This is a genomic window from Moritella sp. JT01, assembly GCF_001574435.1.
GTDB lineage: Bacteria > Pseudomonadota > Gammaproteobacteria > Enterobacterales > Moritellaceae > Moritella.
Genome location: NZ_LOCN01000019.1, coordinates 258235 through 277840, shown reverse-complemented (window position 1 = coordinate 277840; position 19606 = coordinate 258235). Strand labels below are relative to the sequence as shown.

At 41.6% G+C, this 19606-nt stretch carries 17 protein-coding genes; 6 read left to right on the top strand and 11 right to left on the bottom strand.

Features of this window, described 5'->3' with window-relative positions:
• Positions 1-113: 113 nt before the first annotated feature.
• Entirely contained in the window at positions 114-1007 is an 894-nt protein-coding gene (locus tag AKG98_RS15670; RefSeq protein ID WP_067047881.1) for a hypothetical protein, read from the top strand.
• Between the two features lie 82 nt (positions 1008-1089).
• Here AKG98_RS15670 and AKG98_RS15665 read toward each other — a convergent pair whose 3' ends face one another.
• The 4 genes from AKG98_RS15665 to AKG98_RS15650 form a co-directional block, all read right to left on the bottom strand.
• Positions 1090-1992 (bottom strand): LysR family transcriptional regulator, encoded by a 903-nt coding sequence (locus AKG98_RS15665; RefSeq protein ID WP_067047871.1) that lies wholly within the window; start codon positions 1990-1992, stop codon positions 1090-1092.
• A gap of 180 nt (positions 1993-2172) precedes the next feature.
• Positions 2173-2886 (bottom strand): lactate utilization protein C, encoded by a 714-nt coding sequence (locus AKG98_RS15660; protein WP_067047857.1) that lies wholly within the window; start codon positions 2884-2886, stop codon positions 2173-2175.
• A 2-nt stretch (positions 2887-2888) separates the two neighbouring features.
• The gene (locus tag AKG98_RS15655; protein ID WP_067047854.1) at positions 2889-4349 is read right to left on the bottom strand and encodes a LutB/LldF family L-lactate oxidation iron-sulfur protein; all 1461 of its coding nucleotides are present in this window, start codon (positions 4347-4349) and stop codon (positions 2889-2891) included.
• A gap of 1 nt (position 4350) precedes the next feature.
• A complete protein-coding gene (locus tag AKG98_RS15650; protein WP_255358642.1) occupies positions 4351-5148 on the bottom strand; it encodes a (Fe-S)-binding protein in 798 nt (265 codons plus the stop codon).
• A gap of 740 nt (positions 5149-5888) precedes the next feature.
• Between AKG98_RS15650 and AKG98_RS15645 the strand changes: the two genes are divergently transcribed.
• Positions 5889-7478 (top strand): L-lactate permease, encoded by a 1590-nt coding sequence (locus AKG98_RS15645; protein ID WP_067047851.1) that lies wholly within the window; start codon positions 5889-5891, stop codon positions 7476-7478.
• Positions 7479-7625: 147 nt separating this feature from the next.
• Here the strand turns inward: AKG98_RS15645 and AKG98_RS15640 are convergent, their stop codons facing one another.
• The 4 genes from AKG98_RS15640 to AKG98_RS15625 all read right to left on the bottom strand — a co-directional run bounded on the left by AKG98_RS15640 (position 7626) and on the right by AKG98_RS15625 (position 11987).
• Positions 7626-8318 (bottom strand): hypothetical protein, encoded by a 693-nt coding sequence (locus AKG98_RS15640; protein WP_067047849.1) that lies wholly within the window; start codon positions 8316-8318, stop codon positions 7626-7628.
• Positions 8319-8556: 238 nt separating this feature from the next.
• Positions 8557-9522 carry a porin gene (locus tag AKG98_RS15635; RefSeq protein WP_067047845.1) on the bottom strand — a complete coding sequence of 322 codons (966 nt, stop codon included), beginning with the start codon at positions 9520-9522 and terminating at the stop codon, positions 8557-8559.
• Between the two features lie 564 nt (positions 9523-10086).
• Positions 10087-11016: an NAD(+) diphosphatase gene (gene nudC, locus AKG98_RS15630; RefSeq protein WP_067047842.1), complete on the bottom strand. Its 930-nt coding sequence runs from the start codon at positions 11014-11016 to the stop codon at positions 10087-10089.
• Between the two features lie 65 nt (positions 11017-11081).
• Positions 11082-11987 carry a LysR family transcriptional regulator gene (locus AKG98_RS15625; protein ID WP_067047837.1) on the bottom strand — a complete coding sequence of 302 codons (906 nt, stop codon included), beginning with the start codon at positions 11985-11987 and terminating at the stop codon, positions 11082-11084.
• A gap of 164 nt (positions 11988-12151) precedes the next feature.
• Here AKG98_RS15625 and AKG98_RS15620 point away from each other — a divergent pair, with 164 nt between their 5' ends.
• From AKG98_RS15620 to AKG98_RS15610, 3 genes are all read left to right on the top strand, one after another.
• Entirely contained in the window at positions 12152-14989 is a 2838-nt protein-coding gene (locus AKG98_RS15620; protein WP_067047830.1) for an FAD-binding and (Fe-S)-binding domain-containing protein, read from the top strand.
• A gap of 153 nt (positions 14990-15142) precedes the next feature.
• The gene (locus AKG98_RS15615) at positions 15143-15469 is read left to right on the top strand and encodes a hypothetical protein (protein ID WP_067047827.1); all 327 of its coding nucleotides are present in this window, start codon (positions 15143-15145) and stop codon (positions 15467-15469) included.
• A 136-nt stretch (positions 15470-15605) separates the two neighbouring features.
• Positions 15606-16154 carry an ankyrin repeat domain-containing protein gene (locus tag AKG98_RS15610; RefSeq protein ID WP_067047825.1) on the top strand — a complete coding sequence of 183 codons (549 nt, stop codon included), beginning with the start codon at positions 15606-15608 and terminating at the stop codon, positions 16152-16154.
• A gap of 202 nt (positions 16155-16356) precedes the next feature.
• Here AKG98_RS15610 and AKG98_RS15605 read toward each other — a convergent pair whose 3' ends face one another.
• The 3 genes from AKG98_RS15605 to AKG98_RS15595 form a co-directional block, all read right to left on the bottom strand.
• Positions 16357-16899: a CatB-related O-acetyltransferase gene (locus AKG98_RS15605; protein WP_067047823.1), complete on the bottom strand. Its 543-nt coding sequence runs from the start codon at positions 16897-16899 to the stop codon at positions 16357-16359.
• Between the two features lie 54 nt (positions 16900-16953).
• A complete protein-coding gene (locus AKG98_RS15600; protein WP_067047821.1) occupies positions 16954-17493 on the bottom strand; it encodes a GNAT family N-acetyltransferase in 540 nt (179 codons plus the stop codon).
• A gap of 198 nt (positions 17494-17691) precedes the next feature.
• Entirely contained in the window at positions 17692-18312 is a 621-nt protein-coding gene (locus tag AKG98_RS15595) for a helix-turn-helix domain-containing protein (protein ID WP_083543986.1), read from the bottom strand.
• Positions 18313-18411: 99 nt separating this feature from the next.
• Between AKG98_RS15595 and AKG98_RS15590 the strand changes: the two genes are divergently transcribed.
• Positions 18412-19593 carry a benzoate/H(+) symporter BenE family transporter gene (locus AKG98_RS15590; protein WP_067047819.1) on the top strand — a complete coding sequence of 394 codons (1182 nt, stop codon included), beginning with the start codon at positions 18412-18414 and terminating at the stop codon, positions 19591-19593.
• Positions 19594-19606 lie beyond the last annotated feature (13 nt).

Here is a 19606-nt window from a genome sequence, read left to right as displayed (position 1 = left end):
TTAAAAGATAAAAACCAATGTGGCATAGGGTATGCTCGCTCCTAAATGCTAAGTACAAGTAGTCTTCAATTCACTTTTCAACTTTATGAAAATGATATGAAAGGACAAGCGTCATGAAACACAATAAAGTATTTAAAAGCATATTATCAACAGTGGTATTATCTACAATGGCAGTGATGATAGCACCAGTAAAGGCAACACCAATTAATACTAACGTTGTCGCAGTTGTAGATGAATCCGGTTCAATGAGTACCGAACACGGCTGGTTAGGAATGATGATTACAAGTTTAGATGCAGCGTTACTCGCTGTTGCTGCTGGTGATTCGTTCAACGCTACCTATGGCTTAACAGGTTATGGTGCATCGGGTAACGGAGGTCACGCTGTAGCTGGTCATCAACATACCGTCGGTGGGGGTCAATTAGGCTCTGCAGCTCAATTCGATACAGCTACGGGCGGGTTAGTACTCACAGGTGGTCATGAAAATGGTCTCCAAGCAATCGACTATGCGCTCACTAGTTATGCGTACACAGGCGGTGCTGTCAAGAACATAATATTAGTCACCGACGAAGACAGTGACGGGGCATTCGGTGTAATAAATGCAGCAACGAGTCTATCAAGCGCAGCGGCATTACTTAACGCTATTATTAATGTCAGTTTCGAATGTGGTAACGGTAACACTGCACTTGGTATGACTAGCTCCCTAGGTTATGAAGCGGATGGTAGCGGTGGCTTTAGTACTTGTACTGGAGCGACTGCAACGACTGGTTCGGGTTCTTCAATCGCTCACTACGTTAATTTGGCACTTGATACTGGTGGGGCAGCATGGGATTTGAATCAACTTAGAGCAGGTGGCCTTACCGCGACTTCATTTACCAAGGCTTTTGTTGATATTAAAGTAGAGGAAATCATCAATGTACCAACACCAACGACGGTCGCATTCTTAGGATTGGGTGTTCTAAGTATAGGCATGCTAAGAAGACAAAGAAAAAACAATATGGACAATTAGCATAGCGATTATTCCATTTTGATTAGGTCATCGATCTATAATGTAGATCGCCAGTTGTGAATTATGGGTCGATACCAACACTTTAAAAATTTTCTTTCATTTCCAGATAACAAGTACGAATATGCTCAATGAGCAGCTGCACTTTTTTCGCCGGTTTACGGGTATAAGGATACACTGCATAAATACCAATGACCTTCGCTGTTTGCTGTGACAAAACTTCCACCAGCTTACCACTAGCAAGTTCGTTATAGACCAAACATTTTGGTAGATAAGCCAAGCCCTTCCCTGCCAATGCCGCTTGCTTAAGCGCAACTGCATTGTTAGAACTAAAATTACCCGATACTTTAACTTTATACGTGGCGTCATCACGAGTAAATAACCAATTAAATGCACCGCTAGTTTGGCAAGTATAGCCTAAGCAATTGTATGGTGCCAACTGTTCGGGGAATTGGGGCTCACCTTGTTGCACTAAATATTCAGGGCTGGCGCAGATCATCCAACGCGAATTAAAGATATGACGCGCGATCAGAGTTGAGTCTTCTAAATGGCCGGTACGGATCACCAAATCATAGCCATCTGCGACCAGATCGACAAAGTCATTGTTCATCGACATATCTACCGTGAGTCCAGGGTGTTTTTCACAAAATTCCGCCACGGCTCTCGCTAATAATAACTCACCCGAGATAGTGGGTACTGACATTTTGATATGACCCGCTAAGGTTTCGCTGTAACTGGTTACGGTATCAAAAGCATTCTTCGCGGTTTGGGCAATGCCTTTAGCGCGGTAGAATAACATCTCCCCCGCTTCGGTTAATGTCAGTTTACGCGTAGTACGGAAGATTAGCTGTACGCCAAGATCTTCTTCTAATCTACTGATACGTTTACTCACCACAGACTTAGTGACCTTGTTCGCTTCGGCAACTTTGCTAAACGAACCTTGTTCTATTACTTGGGTAAATAACACTAAATCATCAATTTGCGGCATGCCATTCTCAGCTAATTTTTTGGGGGCGATAATCTGTAATTATACACTTAAATCGTATAATTAAACGATAGTGGATAAATGTAACGAGGTTCTATAGATGCAACGATAGTGGATAAATGTAACGAGAGTGAATAAATACAACGAGGTTGAATAGATCCAACCTCATTGACTTCACTTAGATTACATATCTGCAATCACGACATACGCGGCATGGATAGGACCATGCACACCAATAACTTTAATCAACTCAATATCGGCGGTCGAACTTGGACCAGAAATGAAGTTAACACAAGACGGTAAACGCTCCCCAGCCTGCGCCTTATCATGTAAACGCTTAGTCGCTTGAGTCATGCGTGGCATAATTTGGCTTTGCGGGATCAAGAACACCGATGTTTCCGGTAATAAACTCACTGAACGGCCATGTGTCGATGCACTGTATAATACCATCGTCCCCGACTCTGCCAAGGCTTGCTCAGCGAATACGATACCCACTTTCGCCTGCTCCGCTTGCTTGATATTAGTGTCATGCGCTTGGTCTGTATCCCAAGTATAAACATCATCAAATTGCAGCTTAAGATGCTTAGTCACTTGTAACTCGGTTAAACGACAATCACCCGACACTACAATTTTACCGGCATTAAAACCAGTACAGATACGAGTGAGCGTTTCATGTAATTCATCTTTGTTACAGCTTACCCCTAACGACCCTAAGTTGTTATTCGTGTATTCTAAAAACACATCTGCAAGTTGTTGCTGGCTAAAATCCGCCATCACATCATGATGAGGACGATGTGGCAATGGTGGACGTTCTACACCTTGAGTATTCAGTTCACGACCCAGTTTTTTAGCCAGTGAGCCTAGAAAAGTATCGCGGTTATGTATCTTACCTTGCATGATTATTTCTCACTCTTATTAGCTTTAGCTTTAACTATACCAGTGACAGCAGCGGTATCACGGTTCGCAAACCAACTGCGGAATGATTCACCATCGGGTTGTGGTAAATCACGGGCTTCTGTCCAGTCAGCTATCGCGCCGACATTAATTGGCAACTTGCCATTTTTAATCAATTTAGGTGCCACTTTACCACCGATCTTCATGCTCATATTCCATAATTTAGGACTCGCATTAAGGTAGTTAAATGCTGATACCGCCATACGTTCACCCAATGGCGTGATTTTTTTAACCACCATTTTTTCACGGTGTTTTAATAGCAGATCGGACAGTGGGATCTTCACCGGACACACATCATTACAAGACTGGCACAACGAACACGCATACGGTAAGTCTTGGAAATCTTCATACCCACCCAGTAATGGTGACAGTACCGCACCGATTGGACCCGAATAGATAGAACCGTAAGACTGACCACCAATATGACGATAAGCAGGGCATGTATTAACACACGCTGCGCAACGGATACAACGTAAGATGTCTTTAAACTCTGACGCTAAAATATCTGAACGCCCATTATCTAAGATCACTAAATGGAACTCTTCAGCACCATCCATATCATTCGATTCTCTTGGGCCAGTAATCGCCGTCACATAACCTGTTAATGGCAGACCAACCGCACTACGGCATAACAAGCTCACCATGATGTCGAGTTCTTCAAAGGTCGGGACAATACGCTCCATGCCCATCACTGCGATATGTACTTTCGGTAACGAGGTCGCCAGACGTGCATTACCTTCGTTAGTCACTAAACTGATTGAGCCCGATTCTGCAACCGCAAAGTTACAACCAGTAATACCAATATCGGCTTCAAGAAAATCATGACGAATATGCTCACGCACAAAACGCGTCATTTCTTCTGGATCAGAACTGCCTGTATAACCAATCTTATCTTCAAATACGCCGCGGATCTGCTCTCGATTTTTATGTAACGCAGGTACTACAATGTGCGACGGTGGATCACAGTCATCCACTTGTAAAATATACTCACCGAGATCGGTTTCAATCACTTCGCAGTTGTTACGCTGGATCACAGCGTTCAAGCCGATCTCTTCTGTCACCATCGATTTAGATTTAACGATTTTTTTCGCGTTTTTTTCTTTGATGATATTTTCAATGTAGTCAGTTGCTTGCTGCGAGGTTTCGGCAAAAAATACATGACCACCGGTCTTTTGCACGTTTTCACTTAACTGATGTAAGTAATAATCAAGGTTGTCTAATACATGGTTACGGATTTCCATGCCGTTTTCACGCCACTCATCCCAGTTACCGAGTTTGTCTGCCGCTAATTGGCGATTGGTCAACATACGTTCTTGGGCATTAGCCACCGATTTACGCATGAAGCCATCTTGCATTTGTTCTTTAATACGCTGTTTAAAGATCACATCACTGGTTTTCATCGACATGTTATTCTCCTACCTGGCTCATTAGCACATCAACAATATGCAAGACTTGCACGGTTTTTCCTTCGCGCGATAAACGCCCGGCAATGTTCATTAGGCAACTCACGTCAGCACCAATTAAGTAATCGGGTGTTACGGCAGTAATATGGGTTGCTTTCTCTTTCACCATTTCACCAGAGATCTCTGACATTTTGATTGAGAAGGTACCGCCAAAACCACAACAGGTTTCTTGGTTTTTAATAGCAACAAGCTCTAGCCCTTCGACATTACCCAGTAATTTAAGCGGCTCCTCACGCACTCCTAATTTACGAATAAGACTGCAAGACGGATGATAAACACCGCGACCAGGAAGTTTCGCGCCAACATTTTCGACTTTAAGCTCATTCACAATGAACTGCGTCAGTTCGAACAAACGATCCGATACCGCTTGTGCACGCGCCGCCCATTCAGGATCATCCGCTAAATACTCAGGGTATTTCTTTACCGCTGCCGCACATGAACCCGCAGGCGTTACGATTGGATACTCGTTACCTTCAAAGGCACGAATTAATGATTTCATCGCTGGCTTGCTTGATTCGATATACCCGCTATTTAATGACGGTTGACCGCAGCAGCCTTGATCTTTAGGAAACAATACTTCGCAGCCTAACTGTTCCAGTAATAGCACTGTTTTTTTAGCGACGTTTGACTTAACGACATCACATAGACAGGTTACAAAAAAATTAACTTTCATCATCTCACCTTGCTCACCGAGCTTATTTTTTGGAGCATGATATAAGCAAGCACAGCAAAAAACGAACATGATTACAGCCTGTAAATATCTTAATGTCGGTGTTTGTGTGATCTTAACTTTTTGTAAAAGCAAACAAATTATTTTAAAACAACCAGTTATATTTTAATCTAGGAATTAGGACTGGCATAATTAGATCAAATATGGAAACAATGATGTTCGACATTAACGGTAATGAGTCATTTGGCAATGTAGTGTAATTAGTCAGCAGCAACTGGCTACCACGCCAGAGGTAATAAGGATTCTGACGTGTAATAAAATAACGAAACTATAAATTCAAATCTATAAACCCTACTTTTTGTAGTTAAATTTCATCATAATAAATTATCACATCATAAAAAACGCGTAAATCGGTTACTTTATCGATAGTGACACGCCTTTTTATTACCGTGAATTATGACAATCACTGTTTCTAATACCGCTACAATCATTTATAGCGACTCGCCCATTTATCATCAAGCAGTTGATTTTGAAGTAATTAATACTTTACGTTATTTTACACATTGTTATTTATGTCACATTTGTTACCCATAGTCCTTATTGCATACCTAAAAAGAGGGGTGGAATTTAAGGCTTAAGCTCTTACAATCCATTCCCCACACGATACGGGTATTTAGGAAAGCACAGGAATTTACTTACTTGTACTTTATCAACAATACATTCAAACAATATAATAAATAGACTCATGCATAACTATCATAATAAGTAAGCCAGATAGACGTATAGCCTGAGCACAAATGGAGTGGGTAGCAATGACATCCCTAATCTTGGCAATGATGCCAATTATCGCCCTAATATGGATGATGACCAAAAAGAATGGTGTACCCTCGTACATTGCACTGCCGTTAACAGCGTTGTTTGTGGCAGCACTGCAAATCTTTTATTTCCAAACAGACCTGACTCTGATCTGGGCAAATATAATCGCTGGTAGCTTGTCAGCCATTACCCCTATATCGATTATTGCCGGGGCAATTTTAATGAACCGCATGATGTGTCTGTCAGGGGCTGAAAATACCATCAGTCGCTGGTTAGAAGGCATCAGCCGTAATAAAGTTGCTCAGTTAATGATCATTGGTTGGGCGTTTGCCTTTATGATTGAAGGTGCATCCGGATTTGGTACGCCAGCGGCCATTGCAGCGCCGATCTTAGTTGGTTTGGGTTTCCCACCATTACAAGTAGCGATGTTAGCGCTAGTGATGAACTCGGTACCTGTATCATTTGGTGCGGTTGGTACGCCAACATGGTTTGGTTTCTCAGGCTTAGGCTTAACCGATAACCAGTTATTAGAAATTGGTCAACAAACGGCAATGATCCACTTTGTTGCGGCATTTGTTATCCCAGTATTGGCATTACGCTTTGTCACGTCTTGGACTGAGATCCGTCGTAACTACGTCTTCATTCTATTAAGTACCCTGTCGTGTACTATCCCGTATTTCTTATTCGCACAATGGAACTATGAATTCCCAGCATTAGTAGGTGGCGCAATTGGCCTGACTATCTCGATTGGCCTAGCTAAGTTAAACGTCGGTTTGGGTAAAGTAGCCGCAAGTCCAGACGACAACACATCGAAGCAGACTGTGAGCCGTGGCGAGATCTTCAAAGCCATGACACCCACACTGCTATTAATTGTTATCTTAATTGTGACGCGTATTAAGCAGCTTGGTATTAAATCAATGCTAACGGATGCGACTGAAGCAGTGTCAGCGTCGTTGGGGAACTTAGGTGACTTTAGTATCAGCCAAGCGTTAATCTTCAAGCTAAGTAACATCTTAGGGACTAACGTGACTTGGGCTTACAAAGCACTTTATGTTCCGGCTCTTGTTCCTTTCTTATTAGTGGTATTAATTTCTATCCCACTGTTTAAACTTAAAGGCAGCATGGTTAAGCAAGTATTTTGCGAAACAGGTAGCCGTATCAAAATGCCATTCATTACCTTGATTGGTGCGCTGATCATGGTAAAACTAATGATGGCGGGCGGTGAGAACTCACCTATTCTAATCATTGGCATGGCACTCTCTGATTTTATGGGGACTAACTGGCAGTTTGCATCTGCTTATCTGGGCGCACTAGGTGCATTTTTCTCGGGCTCGGCAACAGTATCTAACCTGACATTTGGTGGTATTCAGCAAACAATCGCAACCACAGTTGGCTTACCTGAAACAACTATCTTGGCACTGCAATCTGTGGGTGGCGCGATGGGTAACATGGTCTGTATTAACAACATCATTGCAGTATCGACTATCTTGGGTATTTCGAACAAAGAAGGTTACATCATTAAACGCACCGTTATTCCAATGATTATCTACGGTCTAATTGCCGCGGTAATGAGTACGTTTATATAATAAGTACACTTTATAACGCTTATTAATCAAAGGCCCCCAGCTAAGTCTAGCTGGGGGCCTTTTCACATGAGTAGTTAAGGGACTATATTCAATAAATAGCCACGCGATTTCGACCACCTCTTAAGCGGTGAATATTTTAAATTAGCCTTAGTTACCTACAGGAGCCAAATACCCTCGGCCTTCTTTAGCGACATTGCTTGTTCCCATGGTTATGTCATTTAGCGAGCTGCCATAATTATCTCGGCAGTGAGTACAAGGGCTCATTTTATTCACGAAGCGACCTTTGCGAGTATACTTTCTCACGTAGGCATGTGAAATTTTGACATTACCTCGATGTAATCCGATAGCATCATCCAGCTTATGTCTCAAATCACTTATCGCGGCATCTTCAGCACACATATGGTCACTTGCACGACCCCAGCCGATGACTTCTTCACTGGTATCACAGTTGATATATTTCGCTGCAGCCCAAGGACCTGCATGATCACCCGTTGGTGTTCCATCAGGGAAATTAGAGGGTTTGTTTGCTAACAGGTATGCGATTGATTCAAGCGAATCAGCAGGGGCGTCAGCACTGATTTTGTCATGAGCTGACACACTACTTGTTGTAACAAAGTAGTGATGATTGTGACTCAGTTTTAAATCAGGACGATATTGTGGTTCGTCGATTTTATTAATGGATAAAATCTCTGCTACAGTACCACTGCAACTGGATATTTTGTCACCCACATTAAGATCTTCGGCCTTTATCCACTCTTTCGCAATAAGGTAAAAAATGTAATCTTCTACGACAAACATCGACGTTTTAATTTCACCAATAGCATATTCAATCTCGATCATATTTTAAGTAATACTTCCAAATATTAGTTTTATAGGGCTAGGTTGTGGGGGGATTTTACAGTAATACCAATATTAAACGATCAAAAAAATCCCGCTTACTGCAAATAAGCGGGATTTAGCATAAAGGATTTATTATTTTATTCTGCGGTCAAGACTAAGAAACCGACAAAAGCAGCGAACGCGAACTCTTGGTTACACGCCGCTCAATAAGAGGCCAATTCCAATGAATCAGTCAGGGTTAGAAAGAGTAGCGAGCACCAACTACAAACTCATCTGCATTGTATTTATAGCCTGCTGAAGTATCAGAGTTAAGTGCAACTTTATAACTCGCATATGCAGCTACGTCACCAATATAGCGAGCATATTCAAATGCAACGAAGTTAATATCTAATTCGTTTGTATCATCGGCACTGTAGTAATTATATAAAACATTCACATTGTTTTTACCAAATGCATAAGCGGCATATGCATCAACGGCATTGAAGTCAGAACCGCCATAGCTACCAGCTTGTACTAACCCAGCAAGTAAAAAGCCATCTTTAGTGTAACGAGCACCGACCATGTATACATCTGATGATTCAGTCTCATCAATACCTACTATGCTAGATGTATTTTTCTCAAAACCTTCTGTTGCCGCATAACCAGCACTCACTTCAATATTTGGAAGTAATTGATAAGCAACCATCACACCACCGCCATTTTCCGTAGCTTTTAGGTTAGCGGATGCATTGAATTTAAAATCACCGTTGGTCACGCTATAAAGAACAGTATCTTCAGATCTGTCACCACTGGCTGTTATGTTTTCGTTTGTATAACCACTAAAGAATTCAGCCATATCGGTAAAATCGGTAAGGTATGTAACAGCATTATCTTGAGTACCGTACGTTAGAGTACCGTAAGCAGTCTCGGCACCAACGTATAAATAACGTGTATTATTTTTGGTAGTCGTACCAGATTCTTTCTCATCTTGTGTTATTTCAAATTCAAATTTACCAATAGCAGTGATATCTTCATTAATTTGATGCTTACCTTGGCCGTTTAAACGAACGCGAGATGCATCTGAAAAATCGCTGTCTGTAAGTACGGCCCTTGCTTCAACACGTCCACCAAAAGAAAAATCGTCGGTATTTATGCTCTCTGCAAGAGTAGGCATAGATACGATAGCTGCTAATGTGAGAGATAATGCTTTATTTATTTTTGTCATGAACAATTCCAGTTTTGTTTAGTCGATAGTTAAATAATTTTTTGAACCGCAGATTAAAAACAAGTTTTACGCCGTCGCTATCTATAAGCGTCATTAATACCCTCAGCTATAGCACGTGTACTTTGCCTTGCTTGCTATCAGTATATTAGTGAATCTAATACTCCGTAACTCGTAAAAATACCAGATTATCGTCCATCCCTATTACCAGGGACGACACGAAGTAAAACGGCGGTGCTTTGGCGCACAGAATTGATTGGAATGGATTGAGGATGAAAAAAATCCCACTTACTGCAAATAAGTGGGATTTTACATCAAGGATTTATTGCTTTCTTCTGCGGTAAAGACTACGAAACCAATAGAAGCATCGGCAATGAGTACGCAGCAGGATCGATACAAATTCCGCTAGCACGTTTAATTAAATGTGCTTCTTTAAATTCGCCAGTATCAATTATGACTTTAAGTCATATTTGACCACAAGCTTCTTTACATTCTTTAACCAGTTCAAGTACTTATTACGCGAATAGACGGCATAGGCTATGCGCTAGTAGCCCACAACGACAAAAATTAATCACCCAAACTAACCCAGTGATCAATTAAATAACCCGAAATTGAATCGCGTCTTGGTACTTTAAAGCCGGGAGCATCATCGCCCCAATTACCGAACGATTGTAATTCAGCACGGGAAAACCAGCGGGCGTCATCGATTTCCTGTTTATCAACATGGATATCATCACTGCTGGCATCGGCAATAAATCCTAACATGATAGAGGATGGAAATGGCCAAGGTTGTGAGGCTAAGTACTGCACATTGGTAACGCGAATACCCGACTCTTCTTGTACTTCTCTGGCAACGGCAGTTTCTAACGTTTCACCAGGATCAACAAAACCCGCCAAGGTCGAGTACACGCCTTCTGGCCATTCGACTTGACGGCCTAACAGACAACGTTCAATACCATCAGGAAACTGCTTTCGCACAATCATGATCACCGCAGGATCGGTACGTGGAAATGTTTGATGCTGACAATCTGGATTGGTACATAATCGTGCATGTCCTGCAGATACCGATTTATTAGCACTGCCACAGCGCCCACAAAAACAATGCGAACGATGCCAAAAACCTAAACCACGTGCCAGTGCCAATAATGACGCCGACTGGTTATCCAGTATCACCGCGACTTTACGCAGATCGCTAAACTCACCATCAACCAAAAAGGCAGCGAATAACGCGTCATCAACATGGGTTAAGTCCAACGCAAAGTAAGGCGTATTATCATTATTTTCATCAAGCCCTAAAAACACAGCAGCCTCTAAATCAAGGTGCTGGACAGCCTCAAGAATTAAAAATAACGGTGTATTATCTGCTTGGTTAAAATAGTTTTGATCTGAATGGGTTAATACCCAACGGCTATTGTTATTCTTTTGACTCGCTAGCCATTCGGGGCTTTTGCGTTGATTAGATGCACGATCAAGTAACATCTCACTGTATTTAAGCATCGTATCCTTCCTCGCTATTTATTCATTATTTATTTTTTTATGTTCTTTGGGTCGTTCGTCAACGTTTAACTAAAGTTATCAGCTTGGCGCTGGTAAAACTGATAAATGTGTTCGATAAACAGCTTCACTTTTAACGGTTGAAGTTTGGTATACGGGTAAATGGCATAAATACCTAACGACTTAGCCACCTGTTTTGGCAATACTTCAACCAAGGCTCCGGCTTGTAAATCATCGGCCACCAGCACTTTAGGCACGTATATCAAGCCTAAATTGAATAACGCCGCTTTACGTAAGGCGGCAGCGTTATTGGTACTGAAGTTACCTGATATTTTGACGCTGTAGTTTTCTTCACGCCCTTTGAACAACCACTCATTCGCGCCGCTTTCCTGATGACTGTAGGCCAAACAATTATACTTGTCTAAATCTTGGGGGCGCTTCGGTGTACCATTTTTAGCTAAATAGGTTGGTGATGCGCAGATCACCCATTGTGCTTGTACTAGACGGCGGGCAATATAGCTCGAATCTTGTAATGCACCAGTACGAATTGCCAAGTCAAAGTTGTTATCAATTAAATCAACAAAGCTATTATCTAAGTCCATATGCACATGAATATCGGGATAACTTGCACTAAAATCGGCAATTGCTTCGGCTAGAATAATTTCACCAGACACTGTCGGTACGGTTAACCGAATAGAACCGGATAAGCTATCCCCGAGCCCATTCATCGCATCGACTGCACCTTGCACCGATTGGTAAATGGTTCTGGCATGTTCAAAAAATACTTTACCGGCTTCCGTTAGCGTTAATTTACGCGTGGTACGAAAGATCAGTTGCACACCCATTTCTTTTTCTAAACGGGTAATGTGTTTACTCACCACAGACTTAGTTAAACCAACAATATCAGCCGCTTTACTAAAAGAACCTTGTTCGATTAGGTGATAAAAAATTAAAAAATCGTCGGTACTTCGCATTATTGGTCCACTTTATGAAACAGTCATGTGTAATCGGGCTAGTATATCAAATAGTGCTAGTTCGGTACTATGCCATTAGGATGTAAAACTAAATTTAAATAAATATAATGTGGCACATTAACAACAAAATAAAAATAAAATAGCCGTATTATTAGGAGCCTGCAATGTCTGACCCTTACCACATACTAATTAACACATTACGCCAGTCCATTGATGAAAAACGTATTATCACCGACCCAACACTGACACTCGCTTACGGTACGGATGCCAGTTTTTATCGTTTAATCCCAAAATTGATCTTACAACTTGCCAGCTTAGACGAAATGGTATTGGTAATTAAAACTTGCTATGACATGGCAATCCCCGTGACATTCCGCGCGGCAGGCACTAGCTTATCCGGTCAAGCATTATCAGACTCGGTACTGATCATGCTTACCTCTGATTGGCGCGAACATAAAGTCTTAGACAACGGCAAACAGATCTGGCTACAACCGGGTATTATCGGTGCTGACGCGAATAAGATCTTAGCCCCTTATCAACGTAAGATCGGTCCGGATCCAGCCTCTATCAATACCTGTAAGATCGGAGGTATTGCCGCAAACAATTCATCAGGAATGTGTTGTGGTACTGCGCAAAACAGTTACCAAACCTTAGCGGGCATGACAGTTGTACTTGCCGACGGTACGGTACTGAATACGTTAGATAGCGATAGCGTAGCGCAATTTAAAATCAGTCATAAAGAGATGCTCGATGATCTCACTAACCTTGCACAAGCGTGTAAAGACAATACTGCATTGGCCGACAAGATCCGCCACAAATATCGCCTTAAAAACACCACAGGTTATAGCCTTAACTCATTAACCGATTACAGCGATCCAATTGATGTGTTACAGCATTTATTTATTGGCTCGGAAGGCACATTGGGTTTCATTGCCGATGTCACTTACAATACGGTGATCGACCATAGCTTTAAAGCCACAGGTCTGTATTTGTTTGCCGATATTGAACAAACCTGTTTAGCCGTAAGCGCACTTGCTAATACCAGTATTGCGGCGGTGGAATTAATGGATAATCGCGCCTTAAACTCGGTGGCAGATAAACCGGGAATGCCAACCTTTATCACTCAGCTTGCCGCTGAACACAATACCGAAGCCGCTGCATTATTGGTTGAGATCCACGCTGAAAATGAAACATCATTAAACCAACAAATCGCCGAAATTAGCACCTTGATTAATCAATTCAATCCTACTGAAGCGGTTGAGTTTAGTACCGATACCAAGATCTATAATCAGTTGTGGGCGATCCGTAAAGAGCTATTCCCCGCAGTCGGCGCGGTACGTGAAGTGGGTACAACCGTGATTATCGAAGATGTAGCCTTTCCTATCGAACAGTTGGCCGCAGCGGTACGTGACTTAGAGATCTTATTTAAAAAATACCATTATGATGAAGCCATCATCTTTGGTCATGCATTAGCGGGCAACTTACACTTTGTTTTTACCCAAGCATTCGAAACAGAAAAAGAGATTAACCGTTATAGTGGTTTCATGGACGATGTAGCGCAGTTAGTCGCGGTCGAGTATCAAGGCTCATTAAAAGCCGAGCACGGTACAGGCCGTAACATGGCACCTTATGTCGAGCTTGAATGGGGCAGCGAAGGTTATGCCTTGATGCAAGATATCAAACGCATCTTTGATAAGACAGGTATTTTAAACCCGGGCGTGATCTTAAATGATAATAAAAATAGCCATATTACCGATTTAAAAGTCATGCCAGCAGCAGACGCACTGATTGATAAATGTATTGAATGTGGTTTCTGTGAACCGGTTTGCCCGTCACGTGAATTATCACTAACGCCCCGACAACGAAATACCGTATACCGAGAGATCAGCCGCTTACAACGCAGCCAAGAAGATCCAGCACGTCTGGCTGAGTTAGAAAAGTCGTTTAAATATTTAGGTATTGATACCTGCGCCGCGACAGGTTTATGTGCAGAGCGCTGCCCAGTAGATATTAATACGGGTGACCTGATTCGTAAGTTACGCCAACAACATTCCCCAATCGCCAACGTTATCGCGCGTTGGAGTAGCGATCACTTTGCTGGGGTAACCACTGCCACGCAAGCTGGACTCAGTGTGGCTAACGGTATTCATACTGTTTTAGGGTCCAAGGCAATGCGTACGGTTACCAAAGCCACCCGAAAACTCAGTGGCGGCGCAGTACCATTATGGACGCCGAGCATGCCGAAAGCCGCAGGTAAAGTGAAGCTATTAGCAAGTGATGGTCTGGCGCATAAAAAAGTCGTCTACTTCCCAAGTTGTGCAGCACGTAATATGGGCACAGCGAAGAATGCCATGGATAACCGCCCACTTGCTGAAGTGACGCAAGCTGTATTACAAAAAGCCGGTATCGAAGTGGTTATGCCAAGCAAGTTATCAGAAAAATGCTGTGGTATGCCGTATAAGAGTAAAGGTTTTGTGGATACCGCCTTGAGTAAATCAGCGCAGTTAGAAGCCGCATTATGGGAAGCATCAGAGCAAGGTAAATTACCGGTATTAATGGATACTAGCCCGTGTGCAAGCACCAGTATTGAGCTGATGACCAAAGACATCTCGATTTATGAACCATTCCGCTTTGTGGCTGAGTTCGTGATGCAGCATGTTGATATTATCCCGCAACCAGAGCCTGTGATGTTACATATTACCTGTACCTCACGTAAGCAAGGTTTAGCGGGTGTAATGGAAAAAGTCAGTCGTGCTTGTGCGCAACAAGTGATTATTCCAGAAGACATTCAATGCTGTGGTTTTGCCGGTGATAAAGGCTTTACCACCCCAGAATTGAACGCATCGGCATTATCACCGTTAGCACGTCAAGTGCCGAGTAATTGCAGTGAGGGTTATTCGAATAGCCGTACTTGTGAGATTGGTTTATCAGAGCACAGTGGAATTGAATATCGCTCGATATTGTATCTGGTAGATAAAGTGAGTGAAAAGCGTGTGAGCTAAAAGGTCGCTTTAGGCTAGTAATAATAGATAAGCAGGTCGATGGCCTGCTTATCTATTTTACTTAACAGATACACATTCATACTTTTTTCACTCTTTACTCTCCATGAGAAATGTTAGAGTTGATAACTACATGTTGCAACTTGGTTTAACCTTATGGGAATTACAAAATCTTATAGTGCTGACGAACTAATTTATAGTAAAGAAGAAACAATTATAATTTTGAAATTTATTTTTCAACCTGTACACCATCCCCTCATTAACGAATTATCTATAAGCAACACTGTCAGGAGTTTTGCACAAGCATTACTCGTTGAAGCTGTCGATGCTTCTTATGCTATGGGTTTTATTGATATTCTGATAAAAGCAATAATGCCAACAAAAATTAGATCAACAAGTATCTCCGCAATATTAAAAAAGTTAGGTAAGAATCTGCAAAACATTGGTTCAAACATGTTCCCACAAGCGATTTACACGAACTAAAAATTTATGAGTCTGTCAGGAATGCAATTGGTGTAAAGAATATCCATCAATTAGCGTTAATAAATGTAACTAATCATGCTCAAGTTCATATTATTAACAACGATAATAACTTATCTTTTCCTGGAGTCGAAAAAATATGGTGTTAAAAGCTAAAATAAAAAAAACACTATTAATATCATCACTCTCAATAGTACTTATATCCAGTTCCATAATTGTATATGCTTTAGAAACTATGAATATTGAACACCTGATTTCATACTCTGATAATAATGGTAATGGCAGTACAGACGCTAATTTATTTAATGATGCCAGTAAATTTTATTTAGAACACTTTCGAACTACAGAAAATGATATTCAGCAATTACAACAAAATTCGGGTATTGAATTTATATTGAATGGTTCAAATGATTACAAATATCAGACAGCAGAAATTTTTTTAGAAAATGGATTAGATATTAATGGTGTAAATCATTTCAGTAATCGTAATATAAACGCGCTACATTCAGCAGTCTTACTTAAAAATAAAGATAATGTCTTATTCTTACTGAAACATGGAATAGATATTAATGCTAAAACGAAAAATGGGTTCACCGCATTAGATTGGGCTAGAAAAATATATGACAAAACCCCAACCAAAGAGCTAAATGCAATTATTCAGATATTAGAAATCGAAAGTAACACATAATTCGATCTGGCAGATAAAGTAAAAAGCGGGCTAACTAGAAGGTCCCTCTAGATTAATCATAGCAGGTTAGTAACAACTATTTTAGCTATAAAATAAAGCAGGTCGATGGCCTGCTTATTCATTTCGTAACACTAAATAATCTCCCACAGTCCCCTTACCTATCTCAACAAACCCTTTAGCAAGATAAAACTGCTTAGCGTTTTCATTCTAGAACTTGGTTTTGCCAATAACGGTGTAATCCGTCGATATCCTCTGAGCACATAAGCGGCATTGCACCTTTCAGCTGTTCTTCCGTCCATGTCCACCATTGGATCTCGAGTAATATCGCAATTTTCTGCTCGGTAAATCGATAACGAATGTGTTTGGCTGGGTTTGAGCCGACGATAGAATAAGGTTCAACGTCATTACCAATCACAGTATCACCAGCACGTTGAAAGCCGTCTTTTGCATCTGCAAAGTTTTCATTGCCTTGATAGAAGAACGGAAAGGTGCTGATCCACTGAGGTTGATGGCCTTGATGACCCGCCATCATAAACACTGCACCCGAACCAATAGAACAGTAACTTCCGATAATTAGCTTATCAACGTCAGTGCGATCAGGTAATAAATAACGCGCGCAATCATCAAAGCTATGATTATGATAATAGCCAGAATAATAACTGTGTTCACCAACAATAATATTTGGGTTTGTCACCTGTTCTTTTAGCGATTTACCCACAAACGGGCTTTCAAAATAATTGTTCAACCTAGGTCCCTTTTACTTTGTCTCTATCTTTAATCATGTATTAATCAAATAATTTTAACGTAGATCTGAACGGTGAATACCGTAAATCGCATGATCGATTATCTCACCATTGACGTTTTCAGCGTTACTAATAATGCCTTCTAACGCCATATTCAAACGCTCACAGACTCGACGACTTGCGGTATTGTCGACAGCTGCACATATCTCGACTTTGTCCATGCTTAACTCAGAGAATGCGTATTCAATTAAAAAGCTCACCGCTTTCGTCACTATGCCCATTCCTTGGTATTTTTCACTTAACCAATAGCCAATTACAACTTTTTTAAGCTCCTGATCAATACGGTTAAAACTGATATTACCCACCACCGTATGCTGATAAACCAACGCACAACTCATCGACTTACCTTCTGCATATCCTTGCAAGGATTTACGGACAAACTCAAGAAAGAAAGCTTCATTATCGGCATTAGTCGCCCACGGTAACCATTTTGATAAATACGCACGTTCCGCCGTAACAATATCTAAATAGCGACGAGCGAATGACGGCTGCATAATCGCTAATTGTAAGTCTGGATCAACATTTAATGTGAACATTTTTCTCTCACCCTAGATAATTAATATATCTCCATACTAGGATTTATTAATACCTCAAACAAGGTAAATACGACAATATTACATAAAAAAAGAGCGGCCTTGATCTCGGCGGAATAAAAGAAGATATTTTCTATACAAGATTGCAGGCGAACGTCCGAAGGTAGACACTCGGCTATGGTTCCCGCCATCTCAGTTTAATTAGGCTTGGGTATAACTAATAATATTGTGGATTGTCACAGGCTTCCCCGTCATATTTCGGTAACCGTGCTGCTGGTCAGCATTAAACTTAACACTCTCCCCTTGCTTCAAAATATGCCATTCCTGTTCAATACCAGCGGGAGTCAACGTTAAGAAATATTCCATCGCCCCATCAACGGCAATAATATGCTCGACGACACCCGTATTATGCGGTCCCGAAATATGCGACCGCTGTGGATCTAACGTGATCTGGAATACTTCAATCTTAGTCTGTGCGTCATAGGGAAATAGCGTCACGATGTGAATATCTTGCTCGCTATTCTGCAATTTATTTAGGGCTGTATTTAACGATGTATTGGCAGAAGTATCTGCCTGTGTTTGCGCTAAGTCGGTCAGAAAGTAAGACAGCGGCAACTCAAAACCATTGGCAATATTCCATAATCGCACCACGGTTGGGCTTGATTCACCGCGCTCAATCTGGCCTAACATGGCTTTTGATACGCCTGTGTGTTGACTGGTTTTGTCTAAACTCCAGCCTTTGTTACTACGCGCAGTTTTAAGACGCGAGCCTAAAGATGCATGAATATTGATAATAATGTCCTTTGTGATAGCACAACCCATTGTGCGTTATAACATACAGTGTTACTTTATTGATATGGAGTGTGCGTTATTACGCACAAAGACTTTATCACGAAATCGATAATTGGAGAAGCGGTGACAATGACCAGCACAATTTTAAATAGAATAAACATGGGGTTTATTGCTTCTTTAATCGGCTTTACCAGCTCTATCGCTTTAATATACCAAGCGGCTTCGAACCTCGGTGCAGACATAGTGATGATATCAAGTTGGGTCTTTGCGTTGGGGCTTGGTATGGGGCTCTCCTCTATTGGCCTATCAATCTATTACCGCACCCCTTTGTTAATCGCATGGTCAACACCCGGTGCTGCATTACTGATCACCAGTACCCAAGGGTTTAGTATTAATGAAGCCGTTGCCGCCTTTATTTTCTCAGCGTGCTTAATTACCCTGTCAGGTATATCCGGTTTATTTGAGAAGTTAATGAATCGCGTGCCCTTACAAATAGCAAGTGCCATGCTAGCTGGGATCTTACTGTCATTTGGCATTGATGTATTTAATGTCATGAACGAGTCCCCACTGCTTGTCGGCCTGATGTTTATTACCTACTTAGTCTGTAAATCATTGATCCCGCGATTTGCCATGCTCGCGATTTTAATAGTGGGGATTACATCTGCATCGATGCAAGGACTCTTTGTAGTACCAGATTTAGAATGGAATATCGGCCAACTGGTTTATATTGAACCGGAATGGAACTTAGCCGCGCTAATCAATATCGGCTTCCCCCTATTTTTGGTGACAATGGCAACCCAAAACATGCCCGGCATCGCCATTTTAAAAGCCCATGGTTATCACGCGCCGGTATCCAAATTAATGACGGTCACAGGTATAACCAATATGCTTATTGCGCCCTTTGGTGGTTTCGGTATTAATTTAGCCGCGATCACAGCAGCAATCTGTATGTCAGAAGAAGCCGACCAAGATCCGAAAAAACGCTATTGGGCAGCGGTGAGTGCGGGAGCGTTCTATTTGTTAATGGGGGTTTGTGCGTTAAGCCTCATGACCTTATTTCAAGCCATGCCGTCAGCCTTAATATATGCATTAGCCGGGATTGCCCTCTTCTCTACGATTGGCAGTAGTTTACAACAGGCTTTTGTTGAATCGCCTTATAAAGAAGCGGCACTAATGACCTTTTTAGTCACCGCATCTGATTTTACCTTGTGGCATATTAGCTCGGCATTATGGGGCATTGCGGCGGGGTTAATCACCATAGTGATTTCAGGGCTAGTAACAGCGAAAAAATCCGTACCCGTTAAAGCATAGATCATAAACCAAA